The organism is Streptomyces inusitatus, assembly GCF_014651115.1.
GTDB lineage: Bacteria > Actinomycetota > Actinomycetes > Streptomycetales > Streptomycetaceae > Streptomyces > Streptomyces amakusaensis.
The window spans coordinates 25,061-43,434 of the sequence record NZ_BMWG01000016.1 but is presented as its reverse complement, the minus strand read 5'-3'; the positions used below and the strand labels follow the sequence as shown (position 1 = coordinate 43,434).

Sequence of the window (18,374 nt, the reverse complement as noted above, 5' to 3'; positions counted from 1 at the left end):
CCCAGCCCCCCGTGCGTTTCGGGTGCGCGGGGCCCCGGGGTCCCCTCGGGCCGAGCCGCCCCGGTCTCTCAGGACCAGGCGGCCACGGTGTAGCCGACGCCGTAGGGGGCGTCGGCGTAGAGCAGCCGCCCCGCGAGCCCGGCTCCCTCCGCCGCTCCGGCGAGCACCTGCCAGGCCGACCGGCCGGCGGCCTGGAGTTCGTACGCCAGGGTCGTGTCCAGGGCGGCGAGCGCGGCGGTGTCCGCGTCCCCCAGGGCCCTGGTGGCGAGCGCGTCGAAGCCCTCGGCGCGCTCGTCCAGATAGCCGGGGGCCTTCAGACTGCGGCAGGCGCTGCCGTCGCCCATCGCGAGCACGGCCACCCGTTCGGCGCGTACGCCGATCTCCCGGCCGGCGGCGAGGGCGGGGGCGGACGGCATGTCCCGCGCCACTCCCAGGCCCTCCACGGGCGAGGCGGCCCAGCCGGCCCGGTCGAGCAGCCAGGCGCCGACGGTGAGGGAGAGCGGCAGGGGCCGCTCCTGGGCCGGGCCCGGTCCCAGGAGTACGCCGAGGTCCACGCCGAAGCCCCGGAAGGAGCCGGCCGCCCCGGTGCGGTGCGTGCCCAGGCCCGTCCCGTCGGCAGGGCCGACGACGATCAGCAGATCGGGCCGGGAGGCGGCGAGCACGCCGACGGCGTCGGCGCAGGCGGCCCTGGCCGCGTCCAGTTCGGCGGCCGCGCCCGCGGCGATCTCGGGCACGAGCAGCGGCGGACAGGGGCACACGGCGGCGGCGACAAGCATGATCCGCAGCCTAGTGCCCGCCCCGCCCTCCCCTTCCGGGGGTACGGGCGGGAGGGCGGTCACGGAGTGCGGGGTGGGTGCGGGGTGCGGTCAGCCGAGACCGCACGCCGGGGCGGCGGCGGCCGGGAGGGGTGCGGGGACGCCGATCTGCGGCAGGCCCAGCATCACTCCGGCGGGCTTGGCCGCCGGGGCGTCCTGGCGCTTCTGCCAGGCGTCCCCGGCGCGGGTGCGGCGCACCGCGCCGGCGGGTCCCTCGGCGAGCAGGTGGTGCGGCGCGGCGTAGGTGATCTCGACGGTCACCACGTCGCCCGGGCGCACTTCCTGGTCCGGCTTGGTGAAGTGGACCAGCCGGTTGTCGGGGGCCCGGCCGGAGAGGCGGTGGGTCGCGCCGTCCTTGCGGCCCTCGCCCTCGGCGACCATGACGTCCAGGGTCCGGCCGACCTGCTTCTTGTTCTCGTCCCAGGAGATCTCCTCCTGGACGGCGACCAGGCGTTCGTAGCGCGCCTGGACGACCTCCTTGGGGATCTGGCCGTCCATGGTGGCCGCGGGGGTGCCGGGGCGCTTGGAGTACTGGAAGGTGAAGGCGTTCGCGAAGCGCGCCTCGCGGACCGTGTGCAGCGTCTGCTCGAAGTCCTCCTCCGTCTCGCCGGGGAAGCCCACGATGATGTCGGTGGAGATGGCGGCGTGCGGAATGGCGGCGCGGACCTTCGAGATGATCCCCAGGAAGCGCTCCTGGCGGTAGGACCGGCGCATCGCCTTGAGCACGGTGTCCGAGCCGGACTGGAGGGGCATGTGCAGCTGCGGCATCACATTCGGCGTCTCGGCCATGGCCGCGATCACGTCGTCGGTGAAGTCGCGCGGGTGGGGCGAGGTGAAGCGGACGCGCTCCAGCCCCTCGATCTTCCCGCAGGCGCGCAGGAGCTTGCTGAAGGCCTCGCGGTCGCCGATGTCGGAGCCGTACGCGTTGACGTTCTGGCCGAGCAGGGTGATCTCGGAGACGCCCTCGGAGACCAGGGCCTCGATCTCGGCGAGGATGTCGCCGGGGCGGCGGTCCTTCTCCTTGCCGCGCAGCGCGGGCACGATGCAGAAGGTGCAGGTGTTGTTGCAGCCGACCGAGATGGAGACCCACGCGGCGTACGCGGACTCACGGCGGGTGGGCAGGGTGGAGGGGAAGGCCTCCAGCGACTCGGCGATCTCGACCTGGGCCTCTTCCTGGACCCGGGCGCGCTCCAGGAGGACGGGCAGCTTGCCGATGTTGTGGGTGCCGAAGACGACGTCGACCCAGGGGGCCCGGGTGACGATGGTGTCGCGGTCCTTCTGGGCGAGGCAGCCGCCGACGGCGATCTGCATGCCGGGACGCCGCGTCTTCATCGGGGCGAGACGGCCGAGGTTGCCATAGAGCTTGTTGTCCGCGTTCTCCCGGACGGCGCAGGTGTTGAAGACCACCACATCGGCGTCGCCGTCGGCCCCCGCGGGTGCGCGGACATAGCCCGCACCCTCCAGCAGACCGGACAGGCGTTCGGAATCATGGACGTTCATCTGGCACCCGTAGGTGCGGATCTCGTAACTGCGCTGAACGTCCACTGCCTGGCTCCGGTCACTGCTGGTCATGTGACAAGGGTAGGCGGTACGGGGGACAGCTCCGGCCCCGGAGCCCGGAGCTGCGGTGATACCCCGCGATACCCCGTCGGCCGGGGAGACCGGCGCCTCCGGCGCCCCACCGTGCCCGTACCGGTCGGGCCCCGGGACCCGACCGGTACGCCGGAGGCCGTATTCCGCTTCTGGCGTGCACTGGACACGGCCCTGGCCACGGCGGGAAGCGACCTGGCAGGATCGCAAGCATGTTCCAGGCCGTGTCCCGCCCCGCCCGCCGTCGTGCCCTCCAGGCCTCGACGGCGGTGACGGTGCTGCTCGGGCTGCTGCTCTGGTGGCTGCTGCCCCTGGGCGATCCCCGGCCGGCGGGCACGGTCACCTTCAGCACCGGCCTGCAGAACGGGGTGTACCAGCGGTACGGCGTCCTGCTGAAGGACGCGCTCGCCAGAGATCTGCCCGAGGTGGACATAGAGCTGCTGACCAGCGAGGGATCGCAGCAGAATCTGGCCAGGGTCGCGGCGGGCGAGGCGGATTTCACCATCGCCACGGCCGACGCCGTCGCGAAGTACGCGCAGGACGGCAAGCCGGGGGCCGACCGGCTGCGCGGCTGCGCCCGGCTGTACGACGACTATGTGCAGCTCGTGGTCCCCAAGAACTCGCCGGTGAGGAAGATCGGGGATCTGCGCGGCAGATCGGTGGGGGTCGGGCCCGACGGCTCGGGGGTCCGGCTGGTCGCCGACCGGCTGCTGACGGCTGCGGGGCTCGACCCGGCCCAGGACATCACGGCCGTGCCGGCCGGCATAGACACCGTGCCGGGGCTGCTGGAGCACGGCGATCTGGAGGCCTTCATCTGGTCGGGCGGGCTGCCGACCGGAGCCGTGCAGAAGCTGTCGGAGCGGCTGCCGATCCGGCTGGTGCCCCTGGAGTCCGATCTGATCGACAAGGTGCACGCCACCAGCGGGCCCGCGAGCTACTACCGGCTGGCCGTGATGCCGCCGGACGCCTATACGGAGGCCCAGAGCAGGCTGTCGGTGTCGACGATGGCGGTGCCCAATCTGCTGGTGACCACCGACCGGATGGACGCGGCGATGGTCGAGGGCTTCACCCGTACGGTGATCAGAAGCAGGGACCGCATAGGCAAGACGGTCCACCCCGCGCAGCTGGTGGACCTGCGGACCGCGATCTACACGGATCCGCTGCCCCTGCACGAGGGGGCCGCCCGCTACTACGCCTCGGAGAAGCCCTGACCGGCGGGGTCACGGCCCGGCGAGGGCACGGCCGACGGGCTCAGGGGGTCGTGCGGGGCACGGTGACCGTCACCCTCAGACCGCGCGGCTCGTGGTGGGCGTAGGAGATTCCGCCGCCGCCGGCCGAGAGCAGGGCGCGTGAGATGGACAGCCCCAGCCCCGAGCCCTTGACATTCTGGTGCCGGCCGCTCCGCCAGAAGCGGTCGCCGACGCGGGAGAGTTCCTCGTCGGTCAGGCCCGGGCCGCCGTCGGCGACCACGATCGAGCAGAGGGGGCCGTCCGAGGTGACGGACACGGTGACCTCCTCACCGCCCGGGGTGAACTTCAGGGCGTTGTCGATCACCGCGTCCAGGGCGCTGGAGAGCGCGATCGGATCGGCCCAGGCGGTGACCGCCGCCTTCGGCCCGACGAGCAGGACGCCCTTCTCGTCGGCGACCGGACGCCACGCGGCGACCCGTTCGGCGGTGAGTTCGCCGATGTCGACGAGTTCGAGGGAGGCGGAGGTGTGCTCGGCCAGCGCCAGATCGAGGAGATCGTCGAGGACCTGTGCCAGCCGCATGCCCTCGGTGCGGACGGAAGCGATCTCCTGATTGCCCTCGGGGAGTTCGAGGGCGAGGAGCTCGATCCGCAGCAGCAGCGCGGCCAGTGGATTGCGCAGCTGGTGGGAGGCGTCGGCGACGAAGGCGCGCTGCTGTTCGAGTACTTCCTCGACGTTGTCGGCCATCTCGTTGAAGGAGCGCGCCAGCCGGCGGAGTTCCGGTGGGCCGCTCGCCGCCGCGACCCGGGAGTTCAGCTGCCCGGTCGCGATGTCATGGGTGGCGGCGTCCAGGACGCGTACGGGGCGCAGCACCCAGCCGGTGAGCCGGAAGGCTGCCCCGACGGCCACCAGCATCGCCGCGGCCTCCCCCGCGACGATCAGCAGCCAGCCGTTCAGGATCCGCGAACGCAGCTGTTCGGTGGGCGAGTCGGTGAAGACGACGGCGACGACGTCGCCGTCCCGCACCACGGGGGACGCGACGACCAGCCGGCCGTCCAACTGCCAGGGCCACACCTGCGGCGGATCCTGGCTGCGCCGTCCCGACAGGGCCTCCTGGAACGCCTTGGCCCCCTCCCCGGCGGCCGGGACGGACCAGCCCTCGGGCGAGCGGGCCATCGTGTCGCCGTCCCGGTCGAAGACTCCGGCGCTGATGCCGTAGGTGGCGTTGTAGCGGTTGAGCTGCTCCTGAAGCGTGGAGCGCCGCTCGCCTCGGCTGTCGTCGCCCTGGACGAACTGCGCCAGGGCCGCGAACCGCACGGTGTCGTCGATGCGGTCCACGACGACCCTCTGCTGCTGCGCGGCGGCGACGCTCACGGCGAGCGGAAAGCCGAGCGCGAGCAGCACGCCCGCCATGAGGACGATGAGCAGCGGAAGGAGTCTCGTGCGCACGGGCAGGTTCAGGCGGTCGGCACGACGAGGCGGTAGCCGACGCCGCGCACGGTCTCGATCAGGGTGGGCAGGCGGAGTTTGGAGCGCAGCGAGGCGACATGCACCTCCAGAGTGCGGCCGGTCCCCTCCCAGCTGGTGTGCCAGACCTCGCTGATGATCTGCTCGCGGCGGAAGACGACTCCCGGCCGCTGGGCGAGCAGCGCGAGCAGGTCGAACTCCTTGCGGGTGAGCTGTACGGCCTCGCCGTGGACGCTGACGCGGCGGGTGGGCAGTTCGATGGTCATCGGGCCGAGGCGCAGCCCGTCGTCCGGCACCGCTCCCGAGGGGTCGTCGCCGGGGACGGTGCGCCGGCTGACGGCGTGGATGCGGGCCAGCAGTTCCCCGGTGTCGTAGGGCTTGACGACGTAGTCGTCGGCCCCGAGGTTGAGTCCGTGGATCCGGGAGCGCACGTCGGACCGGGCCGTCACCATGATCACCGGGGTTGCCGTGATCTTCCGGAGCTTGCCGCACACCTGATAGCCGTCCTGGTCGGGCAGGCCGAGGTCGAGCAGGATCACACCGAACGGCGGCTTGCCGGGATGCGTCGCGGGCAGGACGGCGTGCAGCGCCTCCTCGCCGTTGCGGGCGTGCACCACGTCGAAACCGTGCCGGGCGAGCACCGCGGACAGGGCGGCGGCGACATGGTCGTCGTCCTCGACGAGCAGCAGCCTCATGGCCCCCCTTTTCAGGTCGTGCGATCGGTCGTCGGTCGGTTCGCGCCGGTCGGCCCCGGCGTGGGCGCGGCGCGGGCTCGGCGTCGCCGTACTCCAGTGTGCGGTGCGGCCGGCGCAGCCGGACACCACGGCATCAAGGCCGACGCGTACCCGGCCAGTCAAGAGACATTCGCCCGCCCGCCGCTTTCCGTTACCCACCCGGTACGCCGCGGGCCATCTCCTTCACCCATCGTGTCCGCACGAAGCCAGATCGTTATGCTCAATTTCCGCTCAGATGTAATGACGCTGGTCGCACCGTCTCACTACTGTCCTCCCAACCGAGGAGGACGGAGCGAGAAGCCGATGAGCGGAGTAGCAAAGACCAAGGGCCCCGGGGACACTGTCCCCGCCGCGGGCGACCTGGTCGTGCTGAATGGCGTGAACAAGCACTTCGGCGCCCTGCATGTGCTCCAGGACATCGATCTGACCATCGCCCGGGGCGAGGTCGTGGTCGTCATCGGACCCTCCGGGTCCGGCAAGTCCACCCTGTGCCGCACCATCAACCGACTGGAGACGATCGACTCCGGCTCGATCTCGATCGACGGGAAGCCGCTGCCGCAGGAGGGCAAGGAGCTGGCCAGGCTCCGCGCCGACGTCGGCATGGTCTTCCAGTCGTTCAACCTCTTCGCGCACAAGACCGTGCTGGAGAACGTGATGCTGGGCCAGGTCAAGGTCCGGCGCACGGAGAAGAAGGTCGCGGAGAAGAAGGCGCGCGCACTCCTCGACCGGGTCGGTGTCGGCTCCCAGAGCGACAAGTACCCCGCGCAGCTCTCCGGCGGCCAGCAGCAGCGGGTGGCGATCGCCCGGGCGCTGGCGATGGACCCCAAGGTCATCCTCTTCGACGAGCCCACCTCCGCACTCGACCCGGAGATGATCAACGAGGTGCTCGAAGTCATGCAGCAGCTGGCGCGGGACGGAATGACGATGGTCGTCGTCACCCACGAGATGGGCTTCGCCCGCTCCGCCGCGAACCGGGTGGTCTTCATGGCCGACGGCCGGATCGTCGAAGAGGCCCAGCCCGAGGAGTTCTTCAGCAACCCGCGCAGCGACCGGGCCAAGGACTTCCTGTCGAAGATCCTGCACCACTGACGAGCCGACGAACCACGACGTAAGGGATGTTCACCATGAAGCTCCGCAAGGCAACGGTGGCGATCGCCACGGGTCTGACTCTCTCCCTGGTGCTCACCGCCTGCGGCGGTGGCAGCGGCTCCGGCGACGACAGCGGCAACAAGATCACCATCGGCATCAAGTTCGACCAGCCCGGCGTCGGTCTGAAGACCTCGGACGGCAAGTACACCGGCTTCGACGTCGACGTCGCCACGTACATCGCCAAGGAACTCGGCCACAAGGCCGAGGACATCATCTGGAAGCAGGCGCCCAGCGCCGAGCGCGAGACGCTGATCCGCAACGGTGACGTCAAGTTCGTCGCCGCGAGCTACACGATCAACGACAAGCGGAAGGCCGAGGTCAGCTTCGCCGGCCCGTATCTGATGGCCCACCAGGACCTGCTGGTCCGCGCGGACGAGACCTCGATCACCAAGGCCGAGGACCTCAACGACAAGAAGCTCTGCTCGGTCTCGGGCTCCACCTCGGCGCAGAACGTCAAGGACCGGCTCGCGCCCAAGGCCGACCTTCAGCAGGTCGGCGGCTACTCGGAGTGTCTGACGGGCCTGGAGAACAAGGCCTACGACGCCCTGACCACCGACAACTCCATCCTGGCCGGTTTCGCGGCGCAGAAGGAGCACCAGGGCAAGTTCAAGCTGGTCGGTCTGAGCCTGAGCGACGAGCCCTACGGCATCGGCCTCAAGAAGGGCGACACCGAGCTCCAGGGCAAGATCAACAAGGCGCTGGAGAAGATGCAGAAGGACGGCGCCTGGGAGCAGGCCATCAAGGCCAACTTCGGCCCGGCCAACTACAAGAACGACCCCGCGCCCCCCATCACCGAGACCAGCTGAGGCCACGGTGACGTGCCACCGGCCGCGGCCGGTGGCACGCGCCACGATCCAACCAGGAGAGATCGCGGGTCAACGTGTTCGACTTCCTTGATTCCGGGCAGTACGACCTGCTCGACGCGTTCTGGGTGACGGTCCAGCTCGCCGTCTACTCGGCCATCGGCTCCCTGATCTGGGGAACGGCGCTGGCCGGTATGCGGGTGGGCCCCGTCCCGATCATGCGCTCCTTCGGGACCGCGTACGTCAACGTGGTCCGCAACACCCCGCTGACGCTGGTCATCATCGGCTGCTCACTGGGCCTCAGCCAGACGCTGGGGTTCTCGATGGGCGCCGACAACTTCGACGACATCGGCTTCCGGATGGCCGTCCTCGGACTGACCGCCTACACCGGCACCTTCGTCTGCGAGGCACTGCGCTCCGGCATCAACACCGTGCCCGTCGGCCAGGCCGAGGCGGCCAGGGCGCTGGGGCTCGGCTTCTTCCAGGTGCTGACCCTGATAGTCCTCCCGCAGGCGTTCCGCGCGGTCGTCGCCCCGCTGACGAATGTGCTGATCGCCCTGACCAAGAACACCACCGTGGCCGCGGCCATCGGCGTGGCGGAAGCCTCGCTGCTGATGAAGGAAATGATCGAGAACGAGGCCGACGCGATCTTCGCGGTCTTCTCGGTCTTCGCCTTCGGCTTCGTGGTGCTCACTCTGCCCACGGGCCTGCTGCTCGGCTGGGTGGCCAAGCGTGTGGCGGTGAAGCGATGACCTCTGTTCTGTACGACGCCCCCGGCCCGAAGGCCAGACAGCGCAACATCCTCTACACCGTGGGGTTCCTCGCGGTCCTCGCCCTGCTGGCCTGGTGGGTACTGGGCACCATGGCCGACAAGGAGCAGCTGGAGTCCAAGAAGTGGAGCCCGTTCGTCACGGACTCCCGGGTGTGGACCACCTTCCTGCTGCCGGGGCTCTGGGAGACGGTCAAGGCGGCGGCGCTCTCCGTGCTGATCGCCCTGCCGCTGGGCGCGGCACTCGGCATCGGCAGGCTCTCCGACCACGCCTGGGTGCGCACACCCGTCGGGGTCGTGGTCGAGTTCTTCCGCGCCATCCCGGTACTGCTGCTGATGATGTTCGCCAGCGCGGCCTTCGTGCAGTTCACCGACATCGAGTCGGAGATCCGGCCGATGTACGCGGTGATCACCGGCCTGGTCCTGTACAACGCCTCCGTCATCGCCGAGATCGTCCGGGCGGGCATCCTCTCGCTGCCGAACGGGCAGACGGACGCCGCCAAGGCGATCGGGATGCGCAAGGGCCAGGCGATGACCTTCGTCCTGCTGCCGCAGGCGGTGACGGCGATGCTGCCGGCGCTCGTCAGCCAGCTGGTGGTCATCGTCAAGGACACCGCGCTCGGCGGCGCGCTGCTCGGATTCTCCGAGCTGATGTACCAGAACCGTGCGATCACCGCGAACTACGGCGCCAACACCATCGCCGCGCTGACCGTGATCGCGCTGATCTACATCCTGCTCAACTTCGCCCTCACCTCCTTCGCGAGCTGGCTCGAAGCCAGGGTCCGCAAGGGGAAGAAGGGCACCGGGGCCGTCGTCGACATCAAGACGGTCGACGCCGGCGGCGCGGGCCCTGGCGCGGGCTGATCCACACCGGTCACGGCGGGGCGGGAGAGGGGCGGCGGCGCGGGGGGCCGCCGCCCCTCTCCCGCCCCGCCGCATGTGCCCCGCGCCCGGCGGACCGGGGTACGCATACGGCCCGCCCGTCACTTGACGGAGGAACCCCCAGTGGGTTGCATACGTTCTGTGATCACGCACCGGGCCCGCAGCACATCCGCCGGCATGACCCCAGTGACCCCGGTGCCCCTCGTGCCCCGTCGAGCCTCAGGAGTCACACCGTGGACCCGGTGATCGTCGTCGGCGCGGGTCCGGTCGGGCTGGCTCTCTCGCTCTCGCTCGCCCGGCAGGGGGTGCCCTCCGTGGTGCTCGACGAGAGCACCGGCGGCGAGGAGCCGCGCCCCGCGCGCACGGTGGTGCTGCGCGCCGACACGGCGGCCATGATGGAGAGGCTGGGCTGCGCCACGGTCCGTGACGAAGGGGCCCGCTGGACCGGCTGGCGTCTGATGCGGCGCAAGCAGGAGGTACGGCGGCTGGCGCTGGACGCCGCCCCGGCCCCCTCCCCGTCCGACGAGACGGCCGGGGCCCCGCTGCACATCCCCCAGCACGCGCTGACCCGCGGACTCAGGGACGCGGCCGGGGACGAGCCGCTGATCCAGGTGATCGCCGAGAGCCGGGTGGACTCGCTGGAGCAGGACGCCGACGGCGTCACCGTGCACACCCGGGGACCGGCGGCGACCTGGTGGCGCGGCAGCCACGCGGTGGGCTGCGACGGGGCGCGCTCGACGGTCCGCAAACTCCTCGGCATCCGCTTCCCCGGCCGTACGGCGGTGGAACGGCACGCCGTCGCCACCCTGCGCGCCGAACTCCCCTGGCCCGGCGAGGCAGTGCTGCACCGTCAGCCACCGTGGCGCTCCGGCGGCGATGAGGTCTGCGCCCGGCCGCTCCCGGACGACGTCTGGCGGCTGGACTGGCTGCTGCCGCCGCGCGGCGAACTGGTCACCCCCGACACCCTGGTCGCCCGGGTCCGGGACACCCTGGAGGGCTGGTGCGGCGAGACCCCTCCGTACGACCTCCTCGACACCGGCGTCTACACGGTCCACCACCGGCTGGCCCGGCGCTGGCGGGCGGACCGGGCGTTCCTCGCCGGTGACGCGGCCCATCTGCTCGGCGCGCTCGGCACCCAGGGCCTCGACGAGGGGCTGCGGGACGCCGGGAATCTGGCGTGGAAGCTGGCACAGGTCTGGCACCACGGGCCGTCCGAGACCCTGCTGGACAGCTATCAGACCGAGCGCCGGGCGGCGATCGCCGGGCGGCTGCGCGCGGCGGACCAGGCGCTGCCCGCGCTGCGCGGGGGCGGTGTGCTGCGCGTCCGCCTCCCGGGGGCAGCCCGCGGACACGACAGTGTGCTCACCGACGGCCATCTGGGGCAGGGCCAGCTCGGCGCGCCCCCCGTGTACGCGCACTCCCCCCTCGCACCCGAACACGCCCCCTCCCAGATCCTCGTCGGCACGGCGAACGGCGCGCCGGTCACGGATGTACGGGTGACCGCGCCGGACGGGACGGCCGCGTGGCTGCGGGACCGGCTGGGCCGGGGCCGGTCGCTGGTGGTGCTGGTGGCTCCGGGCACCGGGGTCTGGGACCGGCGGCACTGGCAGAGCGCGGGGCTGATGCCGAGACTCGCCGCGGCGGTGAGCGCCCTGCCCGCCCCGGCGGAGCTGCTGGTGACCGAGGAGTACCCGGGAGCGGCGGCCCACACCGTCCTCCTGGTGCGGCCGGACGGTCATCTGGTGGCCTCGTTCGCCGGGGTCCGGCCGGCCGAGCTGTACGCGGCGGCGGACGCGGCCCGGGGCGGTGAGCGGGCTCCGGAGCCCAGTGACCGCACAGCGGACGTCAATTGACCATGCGCGGCCCGCATGGTCTACTCCCGAGCGTGACCGACACCGATGTGCGCCTGTGGCGGAGGGTCCATATGGATCTGCTCCGCTACGCGGGCTGCGTGTGTCGACCTTCCTGCTGAATTCGCCTTCTCTCACCGCGCTGTGGCCTGTCGTGCCCGCGCGCTCTCCAGCGAACTCCCAGGACGGTTCCATGTCCCAGTCTGTGCCCCCACCCGCGTCCACACCCGTTTCCGCCGCCGCACCCGCTTCCGCTTCCGCCGTCGCCGAGCCGACGTCCTCCAGGCGGGGCGAGCGGGTGGGCCCCGGCTCCGCCGAGCTGCTCGACTTCGTGCGGCGCGCCGCCGCCGACGCCGATCTCATCGCCTCGCTCCCCCTCGACCCCGAGGGCCGCACCTGGGTGCGCCTGGAGGGACCGCGCGGCAGCGAGGCCTGGCTGATCGGCTGGCCGCCCGGATCGGGGACCGGCTGGCACGACCACGCCGAGTCGCTGGGGGCCTTCGCCATCGCGGCGGGCGAGTTGAAGGAGCACTCCCTGACCGTACGGCTCCCTTCCGGCGGCTGGAAGACTCTGGAGCTGAACGAGGACGTGGACCGCGAACGGCTGCTGCCGGCGGGCCGGGGCCGGGCGTTCGGAAGGCACCATGTGCACGAGGTACTGAACGAGTCCGCCACCGAGCACGCGGTGTCGGTCCACGCGTACTATCCGCCGCTGCCGCTGATCCGGCGCTTCAGCCGGACCGGCGCGGTGCTCCGTCTTGAGCAGGTCGAGCGCCCGGGGGACTGGCAGTGAGCGATCGCGAGAGTCCTGGCCATGCCCGTGAGGGCCGGATCGGTGTGGACGAGCTGCTGGAGCGAGTCCGCGAGGACCTGGACCGGGTGGATGCCGGGCAGGCGTTCGAGGAGGCGGCGGCGGGTGCTCTGCTGGTCGACATCCGCTACGCGGCGCTGCGCGACCGGGACGGGCTGATCCCCGGCGCGCTGGTCGTGGAGCGCAATGAACTGGAGTGGCGGCTCGATCCCCTGGGCAGCCACCGGGCGCCGGAGGCCGTCGGCCACGATCTGCGGGTCGTGGTGATCTGCAACGAGGGCTATGCCTCCTCCTTCGCCGCGGAGTCCCTCCGCCGGCTGGGTCTGCACCGGGCGACGGATCTGATCGGCGGCTTCCAGGCCTGGCGGGAGGCGGGGCTGCCGGTGGCCGGGTAGCCCCGGCCCCGGCGGGGCTCAGAAGACCTCTCCCAGGTCGTCCACATCCTCGCCCTCCTCCTCCAGTGCCCGTCTGACCACCCTGAGCGCCACCCCCTCGCCGTATCCCTTGCGGGCCAGCATCCCGGCGAGGCGGCGCACCCGGCGGTCCCGGTCGAGACCGCGTGTCGAGCGGAGCCTGCGGGCGACCAGCTCGCGCGCGGTCTCCTCCTCCTGGTCGGGGTCGAGCTGCCCCACCGCCTCCTCGATCAGGGCCGGGTCCACGCCCTTGGTGCGCAGCTCCCGGGCGAGCGCCCGCCGGGCGAGGCCCCGGCCGTGGTGCCGGGACTCCACCCACGCGTCCGCGAAGGCTCCGTCATCGATCAGGCCGACGTCCTCGAAGCGGGCGAGCACCTCTTCGGCGACCTCCGCGGGGATCTCCCGCTTGTGCAGCGCGTCCGCGAGCTGTTTGGGGGTGCGCGGGGCCCCGGGGAGCAGGCGCAGGCAGATCGCCCGCGCCCGCTCGGCGGGGTCCTGGGGCGGCGGCTCCGTCTCGCCCCTCGACGAGCCGGAGCCGCCGCCCTGTCCTCTGGTTCGCCCCTTCGGTGAGAAAGGCACGGTACGCCGCTAGCTCTTGGCCACCGCCGCCTTGGCCGACCTGGCCTTGGTGGCGGGCGCGGGCACCGACTTGGTGGTCTCGTCGGCACCGGCACCGGCACCGGCCTCGGCCTCGGCCGGCACCGGCTCGGCGCCGGGGACCTCCGGCCTGACTCCGACGCCCAGCTTGTCCTTGATCTTCTTCTCGATCTCGTCGGCCAGGACGGGGTTGTCCTTCAGGAAGTTGCGCGCGTTCTCCTTGCCCTGGCCCAGCTGGTCGCCCTCGTACGTGTACCAGGCGCCGGCCTTGCGGACGAAGCCGTGCTCCACGCCCATGTCGATCAGACCGCCCTCGCGGCTGATGCCCTGCCCGTACAGGATGTCGAACTCCGCCTGCTTGAAGGGCGGCGCGACCTTGTTCTTGACGACCTTCACACGGGTGCGGTTGCCCACCGCGTCCGTGCCGTCCTTCAGGGTCTCGATACGGCGGATGTCGAGTCGGACCGAGGCGTAGAACTTCAGCGCGCGGCCACCGGTGGTGGTCTCCGGCGAGCCGAACATCACGCCGATCTTCTCGCGGAGCTGGTTGATGAAGATCGCGGTCGTCTTCGACTGGTTCAGCGCACTGGTGATCTTCCGGAGCGCCTGGCTCATCAGCCGGGCCTGGAGGCCGACGTGCGAGTCGCCCATCTCGCCCTCGATCTCCGCGCGCGGCACCAGCGCCGCGACGGAGTCGATCACGATCAGGTCGAGAGCGCCGGAGCGGACGAGCATGTCGACGATCTCCAGCGCCTGCTCGCCGTTGTCCGGCTGGGAGAGGATCAGGGAGTCGATGTCGACGCCCAGCTTCTTCGCGTACTCGGGGTCGAGGGCGTGCTCGGCGTCGATGAAGGCGACCGAGCCGCCGAGCTTCTGCGCGTTGGCGACGGCGTGCAGCGTCAGGGTCGTCTTTCCGGAGGACTCCGGGCCGTACACCTCCACCACTCGGCCGCGCGGCAGCCCGCCGACGCCGAGCGCGACGTCGAGCGCGGTCGAGCCGGTGGGGATGACCTCGATGGGCTCATTGGGCCGCTCGCCCAGGCGCATCACCGCGCCCTTGCCGAATTGCCGTTCAATCTGTGCGAGCGCGGCGTCGAGCGCCTTGTCGCGGTCGGTTCCTGCCATGGGTTCCACCCGATTTGCTTGTGTCGATCTCTTCACGTCAAAGACGCTAACCCCTGCCACTGACAATGGGCCCCGGCACCCTCTCCCGCCTGTGGAAAACCCGGGTGCCCCAAGGCCTTCAACCCCCATAAGAATGTATGTTCGATTTTGGTGTCAAGCACCGCCCCCCGGCGCGCCGCCCACCGCCCGGGCCCGCCCGTCCGCCCCTCCGCGGCCCCTCCGCGGCCCGTACCGGCCCGCACGCACCGCGCCCCCGGACCCTGTCGGATCCGGGGGCGCGGTGCGTGCGAGGCATCGGCTCTCAGGCCTCGGGCGGCGAGAGCGGGCGCTCCTCACGGCGGCCGGCCAGCGCCGCACGCGCCCGGCGCAGCAGCCGGCCGCCGTCCCGCTGCCGGTGGCCGTGCACCCGGGGGTCGTCGGTGACGGTGTACCGCCTGACGTACGCCCCCAGGAAGGCCTGGAGCGTGGCGACGGCGGGGATGGCGATCAGCGCGCCGACCGCGCCCATCAGGGCCGTGCCGGCGATGACGGAGCCGAAGGCCACGGCGGGGTGGATGTCGACCGTCCTGGCGGTGAGCTTCGGCTGGAGCACATAGTTCTCGAACTGCTGGTAGAACACGACGAAGCAGAGCACCCAGAGCGCGTACCAGGGGTTCACGGTGAAGGCGATCAGCATCGGCAGCGCACCCGCGAGGTAGGTGCCGATCGTCGGGATGAACTGCGAGACCAGACCGACCCAGACGGCGAGCGCGGGGGCGTAGGGCACCCCCAGGATCTCCAGCAGGACATAGTGCGCGACGCCGGAGATCAGCGCCATGAGGCCGCGCGAATAGAGATAGCCGCCGGTCTTGTCGACCGCGATCTCCCACGCGCGCAGCACCTCGGTCTGCTTGGCGGGCGGCAGGACGGAGCAGAGCGCGCGGCGGAGCCGGGGCCCGTCCGCCGCGAAGTAGAACGAGAAGAGGAAGATCGTCAGCAGCTTGAAGAGGCCGCCGGCGACCGTGGCCGAGATGTCGAGCACCCCGGTCGCGCTGTTCTGGACGTACTTCTGCAGCCAGTCGGAGCGGAGCAGGCTGTCCTGGACCTCCACCCGGGACAGTTCGGTGGCGAAGGTCTGGTTGATCCAGCTGATCACCGAATCAATGTATTTGGGGAAATCCTCGACCATGGTGACGATCTGGTCGGCCAGCATCGAGCCCAGGAGGACGACGAAGCCGATGCCCGCGATCAGCACCCCGAAGAAGACCAGGAAGGTGGCGAGGCCCCGGCGCATGCCCCTGGCCGCCATCCTGCCGACGGCGGGCTCGATGGCCAGCGCCAGGAAGAAGGCGATCAGGATGTTGATCAGCAGCCCGATGAGCTGGTGGAAGGCCCAGTTGCCGAGCTGGAAGCAGGCGTAGAGGGCCAGCGCGAGCACCATGGCGCGCGGCAGCCAGCGGGGCATGCGGACGGGGGCGGCCATCGCCGGGCCCGGTCCGGGCGGCGGCGGGCCTTCCGGCGGCTTCAGGCCGTCGGCGGGGGTGTCGCGCGGGCGCTCCCCGGGTTCGTCCGGGGCTCCGCCCTGCCGGGGGACGGCGCTGTCGTTGCTGTCCTGGTCATTCTTGTCGGTCTTCGGGGCCACCGAGCCAGTGTCGCCTACCCGGCCCGCCGCCGAGGAGCCGCCCGGGGCTCCACCGGCCCCGGGCGGCTCCTCGGGCCGCTTCGGACGGGCACGGTCACTTTCCGCCGAAGTCACCGGCCGCCGACAGTCACCGCCTGTCGGCGGTCACTGCCTGTCGGCGGTCACTGCCTGTCGGCGGGGACTCCGACGGCCGCGCAGACCGCCCGCCAGACGTCCTTCGTCTCCCAGCCGGCGTCCAGCGCCTCGTGGACCGTACGTCCGCCGAGTTCGGCCATCACATGATCACGCGCGAAGGAGTCGGCGTACGACGGTCCGAAGTGGTCCGCCATCCGCTCCCAGAAAATCGTCAACCGCATGACGCCAGTATCCCGCCCCCGGGTTGCGGTACCGGCCGTTCCGTATGCCGGGGGCACTTTCCGCCCCTACCGTCTGGGGCATGGCTGGAACCGGAGAAGAAGCAGGCACCGTACCCTCGCCCTCGCCCTTGTCACCGCTCGCTCGCGCCGAGGGGTTCGTCTGGCTCACCGCCCGGGTGCTGGAGCAGCGGCGATTCGCTCATCACTTCCTGGGCGGCGGGGCGGACGCCGTCGAGGCCGCCCTGTCGGCCCATCTCAACGCGGACGGCGGCTACGGCCACGCCCTGGAGCCGGATCTGCGCGGCCCGGTGAGTCAGCCCCTGCACACCGGGCACGCGCTGCGCGTCCTGGACTCCATCGGCCGCTGCGGCGGGCAGCGGGTGGAGCGGATGTGCCGCTACTTCACCGCCGTCTCGACACGGGAGGGGGCGCTTCCGGCGGTCCATCCCTCCCAGCGCGGCTATCCGACGGCTCCGTTCATCCCGGTCGTGGACGATCCGCCGGGCGATCTGCTCGCGACCGGTCCGGTGGTGGGGCTGCTGCACCGCAATCAGGTGTGGCACGCCTGGCTCTTCCGGGCCACGGACTTCTGCTGGGCGGCCGTGGACGCCCTGGGGGCTTCGCATCCGTACGAGATCGAGGCCGCGGTCGCCTTTCTGGACGGGGTGCCGGACCGCGCGCGGGCCGAGGTGGCGGCGGACCGGCTGGGGAGGCTGGTGCGCGAGCAGCGGATGGCGGTGCTCGATCCGGAGCGGATCGCCGATTACCCGGTCTCCGACGGTTACGCGCCGGGCGAGCACCATTTTCCCTACGACTTCGCGCGTACGCCCCAGTCTCTGGCCCGGGGCTGGTTCACGGACGAGGAGATCCAGGCCTCGCTGGACCATCTGGAGCGCGAGCAGGCCAAGGACGGCGGCTGGCCGGTCCGCTGGCGTCAGTGGGCCCCGGGGACGGCCCTGGAGGCGCGGCCGATGGTGACGATCGAGGCGCTGCGGACGCTGCGGGCGTACGGGCGGCCGATCGGCTGAGCCACCGCTTCGGCCCGTCCGGGCCGGACGGGAGCCGCCCGGCCCGGTCGGCGGCGGCCGGGGATCAGCCGCCGAGCGCTCTCACCCCGGCGGTGACGGCGACGGCCGCCCCGACGACGACGAGGAAGGGGGCGCGCAGCAGCAGCGCCAGCGCCGCCGCCGCGATTCCCGCCGCGCGGGCGTCGACGACGAGGGAGCTGCCGGAGCCGAAGGTCTGCTGGGCGGTGAGGGCGGCCAGCAGGGCGACGGGGAGCAGGGCCGCGAGCTGCCGGACGAGGGGGCGTTCCAGAGCTCCGGCGGGTATCAGCAGGCCGACGTATTTGACGAGGTAGCAGCCGACGGCGGTCGCCGCGATCGCGATCCAGACGGTCATCGGTCCTCCCCCTTCGTTCCGGGGCCGCGGCCCTTGAGCCAGAGCACGGCGGGCGCGGCGAGCGCCGCCACCAGCACCGGCACCCCGGCGGGCAGTACGGGAAGGAAGACGAGCCCCAGGACGACGGCGAGCGCGGCGGCCGCCCGCTCGGTCGCGGTGCGCAGCATGGGCGCGAGCAGCGCCAGGAAGACGGCGGGGCCCGCGGCGTCCAGCCCCCAGGCGTCGGTGTCGCCGATGGCCTCGGCCCCGGCGGCCCCGGCGAGCGTGGTGAGGTTCCAGAGCACGTACAGCGTCAGACCGGTCACGGTGAAGCCGAGGCGCGCGGTCCGCCGGTCCGGCTGGGCGAGAGCGACGGCGGCGGTCTCGTCGATGACCCAGTGGGCGGCGAGCGGGCGGAGGAAGCGCGGCAGTGCGAGCACCTGGGAGAGGCGCAGCCCGTAGAAGGCGTTGCGCACGCCGAGGAAGAACGCCCCGGCGGCGGCGGTGAGCGGGTTGCCGCCCGCCGCGATCGCGCCGACCAGCGCGAACTGGGAGGCTCCGGTGAAGACGAGCAGGCTGAGCGCGCAGGTCTGGAGCAGGGTGAGCCCCGCTCCGGCGGAGGTCACCCCGAAGGCGAAGCCGGACAGGCCGACGGCCACGCCGACGCCGAGGGCGTCGCGGACGACGGCGGAGTCGGGCTTGGCCGTCGCCCCGCCGGCACCGGCACCGGCACCCGCACCCGGGGCGGGGGCGGGGGCGGGGGCGGGGGCGGGTTATTCGGGCAAGACGGGGTCCCCCCGGGGGACTGGCTTTTGGTGTAATTT

At 71.8% G+C, this 18,374-nt stretch carries 20 protein-coding genes; 10 read left to right on the top strand and 10 right to left on the bottom strand.

What is annotated here, in order from left to right:
• Positions 1–68: 68 nt before the first annotated feature.
• Positions 69–776: a class III extradiol ring-cleavage dioxygenase family protein gene (locus IE247_RS22515; RefSeq protein WP_190125048.1), complete on the bottom strand. Its 708-nt coding sequence runs from the start codon at positions 774–776 to the stop codon at positions 69–71.
• A 90-nt stretch (positions 777–866) separates the two neighbouring features.
• A complete protein-coding gene (miaB, locus tag IE247_RS22510) occupies positions 867–2,387 on the bottom strand; it encodes a tRNA (N6-isopentenyl adenosine(37)-C2)-methylthiotransferase MiaB (RefSeq protein WP_190125047.1) in 1,521 nt (506 codons plus the stop codon).
• A 230-nt stretch (positions 2,388–2,617) separates the two neighbouring features.
• Between miaB and IE247_RS22505 the strand changes: the two genes are divergently transcribed.
• Complete coding sequence (locus tag IE247_RS22505; RefSeq protein ID WP_190125046.1) at positions 2,618–3,616, top strand: TAXI family TRAP transporter solute-binding subunit; 999 nt, start codon at positions 2,618–2,620, stop codon at positions 3,614–3,616.
• Between the two features lie 40 nt (positions 3,617–3,656).
• On the opposite strand, the gene IE247_RS22500 is transcribed toward IE247_RS22505, so the two are convergent.
• Positions 3,657–5,042 (bottom strand): sensor histidine kinase, encoded by a 1,386-nt coding sequence (locus tag IE247_RS22500; RefSeq protein ID WP_190125045.1) that lies wholly within the window; start codon positions 5,040–5,042, stop codon positions 3,657–3,659.
• A gap of 8 nt (positions 5,043–5,050) precedes the next feature.
• A complete protein-coding gene (locus tag IE247_RS22495) occupies positions 5,051–5,755 on the bottom strand; it encodes a response regulator transcription factor (RefSeq protein ID WP_190125044.1) in 705 nt (234 codons plus the stop codon).
• A 342-nt stretch (positions 5,756–6,097) separates the two neighbouring features.
• On the opposite strand from IE247_RS22495, the gene IE247_RS22490 reads away from it, so the two are divergent.
• The 8 genes from IE247_RS22490 (at position 6,098) to IE247_RS22460 (ending at position 12,453) form a co-directional block, all read left to right on the top strand.
• Positions 6,098–6,883, top strand: coding sequence for an amino acid ABC transporter ATP-binding protein (locus tag IE247_RS22490; protein WP_190125043.1), 786 nt, complete (start codon positions 6,098–6,100; stop codon positions 6,881–6,883).
• A gap of 35 nt (positions 6,884–6,918) precedes the next feature.
• Positions 6,919–7,749, top strand: coding sequence for a glutamate ABC transporter substrate-binding protein (locus IE247_RS22485; RefSeq protein ID WP_190125042.1), 831 nt, complete (start codon positions 6,919–6,921; stop codon positions 7,747–7,749).
• Positions 7,750–7,823: 74 nt separating this feature from the next.
• Positions 7,824–8,498 (top strand): amino acid ABC transporter permease, encoded by a 675-nt coding sequence (locus IE247_RS22480; protein WP_190125041.1) that lies wholly within the window; start codon positions 7,824–7,826, stop codon positions 8,496–8,498.
• A complete protein-coding gene (locus IE247_RS22475) occupies positions 8,495–9,379 on the top strand; it encodes an amino acid ABC transporter permease (protein WP_190125040.1) in 885 nt (294 codons plus the stop codon). Before IE247_RS22480 ends, IE247_RS22475 begins: the two co-directional genes overlap by 4 nt.
• 251 nt (positions 9,380–9,630) lie before the next feature.
• Positions 9,631–11,250 (top strand): FAD-dependent monooxygenase, encoded by a 1,620-nt coding sequence (locus IE247_RS22470; RefSeq protein WP_190125039.1) that lies wholly within the window; start codon positions 9,631–9,633, stop codon positions 11,248–11,250.
• A gap of 2 nt (positions 11,251–11,252) precedes the next feature.
• Positions 11,253–11,369, top strand: a complete 117-nt coding sequence (locus IE247_RS35045; RefSeq protein ID WP_344482321.1) for a putative leader peptide — start codon at positions 11,253–11,255, stop codon at positions 11,367–11,369.
• Positions 11,370–11,440: 71 nt separating this feature from the next.
• Positions 11,441–12,040 carry a cupin domain-containing protein gene (locus IE247_RS22465; RefSeq protein WP_190125038.1) on the top strand — a complete coding sequence of 200 codons (600 nt, stop codon included), beginning with the start codon at positions 11,441–11,443 and terminating at the stop codon, positions 12,038–12,040.
• Positions 12,037–12,453: a rhodanese-like domain-containing protein gene (locus tag IE247_RS22460; RefSeq protein ID WP_190125037.1), complete on the top strand. Its 417-nt coding sequence runs from the start codon at positions 12,037–12,039 to the stop codon at positions 12,451–12,453. The genes IE247_RS22465 and IE247_RS22460 overlap by 4 nt, the downstream gene beginning before the upstream one ends.
• 18 nt (positions 12,454–12,471) lie before the next feature.
• Here IE247_RS22460 and recX read toward each other — a convergent pair whose 3' ends face one another.
• From recX to IE247_RS22440, 4 genes are all read right to left on the bottom strand, one after another.
• Positions 12,472–13,050, bottom strand: a complete 579-nt coding sequence (gene recX, locus IE247_RS22455) for a recombination regulator RecX (RefSeq protein WP_190125036.1) — start codon at positions 13,048–13,050, stop codon at positions 12,472–12,474.
• A 9-nt stretch (positions 13,051–13,059) separates the two neighbouring features.
• The gene (gene recA / locus IE247_RS22450) at positions 13,060–14,193 is read right to left on the bottom strand and encodes a recombinase RecA (protein ID WP_190125035.1); all 1,134 of its coding nucleotides are present in this window, start codon (positions 14,191–14,193) and stop codon (positions 13,060–13,062) included.
• 301 nt (positions 14,194–14,494) lie between these two features.
• Positions 14,495–15,637, bottom strand: a complete 1,143-nt coding sequence (locus IE247_RS22445) for an AI-2E family transporter (protein ID WP_190125133.1) — start codon at positions 15,635–15,637, stop codon at positions 14,495–14,497.
• A 338-nt stretch (positions 15,638–15,975) separates the two neighbouring features.
• On the bottom strand, positions 15,976–16,170 hold the full coding sequence (locus IE247_RS22440; RefSeq protein ID WP_190125034.1) for a DUF3046 domain-containing protein: 195 nt from the start codon (positions 16,168–16,170) through the stop codon (positions 15,976–15,978).
• Positions 16,171–16,250: 80 nt separating this feature from the next.
• Here IE247_RS22440 and IE247_RS22435 point away from each other — a divergent pair, with 80 nt between their 5' ends.
• Entirely contained in the window at positions 16,251–17,198 is a 948-nt protein-coding gene (locus IE247_RS22435) for a hypothetical protein (protein ID WP_190125033.1), read from the top strand.
• A gap of 64 nt (positions 17,199–17,262) precedes the next feature.
• Here IE247_RS22435 and IE247_RS22430 read toward each other — a convergent pair whose 3' ends face one another.
• Both IE247_RS22430 and IE247_RS22425 read right to left on the bottom strand, forming a co-directional pair.
• Entirely contained in the window at positions 17,263–17,571 is a 309-nt protein-coding gene (locus IE247_RS22430) for an AzlD domain-containing protein (RefSeq protein WP_190125032.1), read from the bottom strand.
• Positions 17,568–18,209, bottom strand: coding sequence for an AzlC family ABC transporter permease (locus tag IE247_RS22425; protein WP_190125031.1), 642 nt, complete (start codon positions 18,207–18,209; stop codon positions 17,568–17,570). Before IE247_RS22425 ends, IE247_RS22430 begins: the two co-directional genes overlap by 4 nt.
• Between the last annotated feature and the right edge of the window lie 165 nt (positions 18,210–18,374).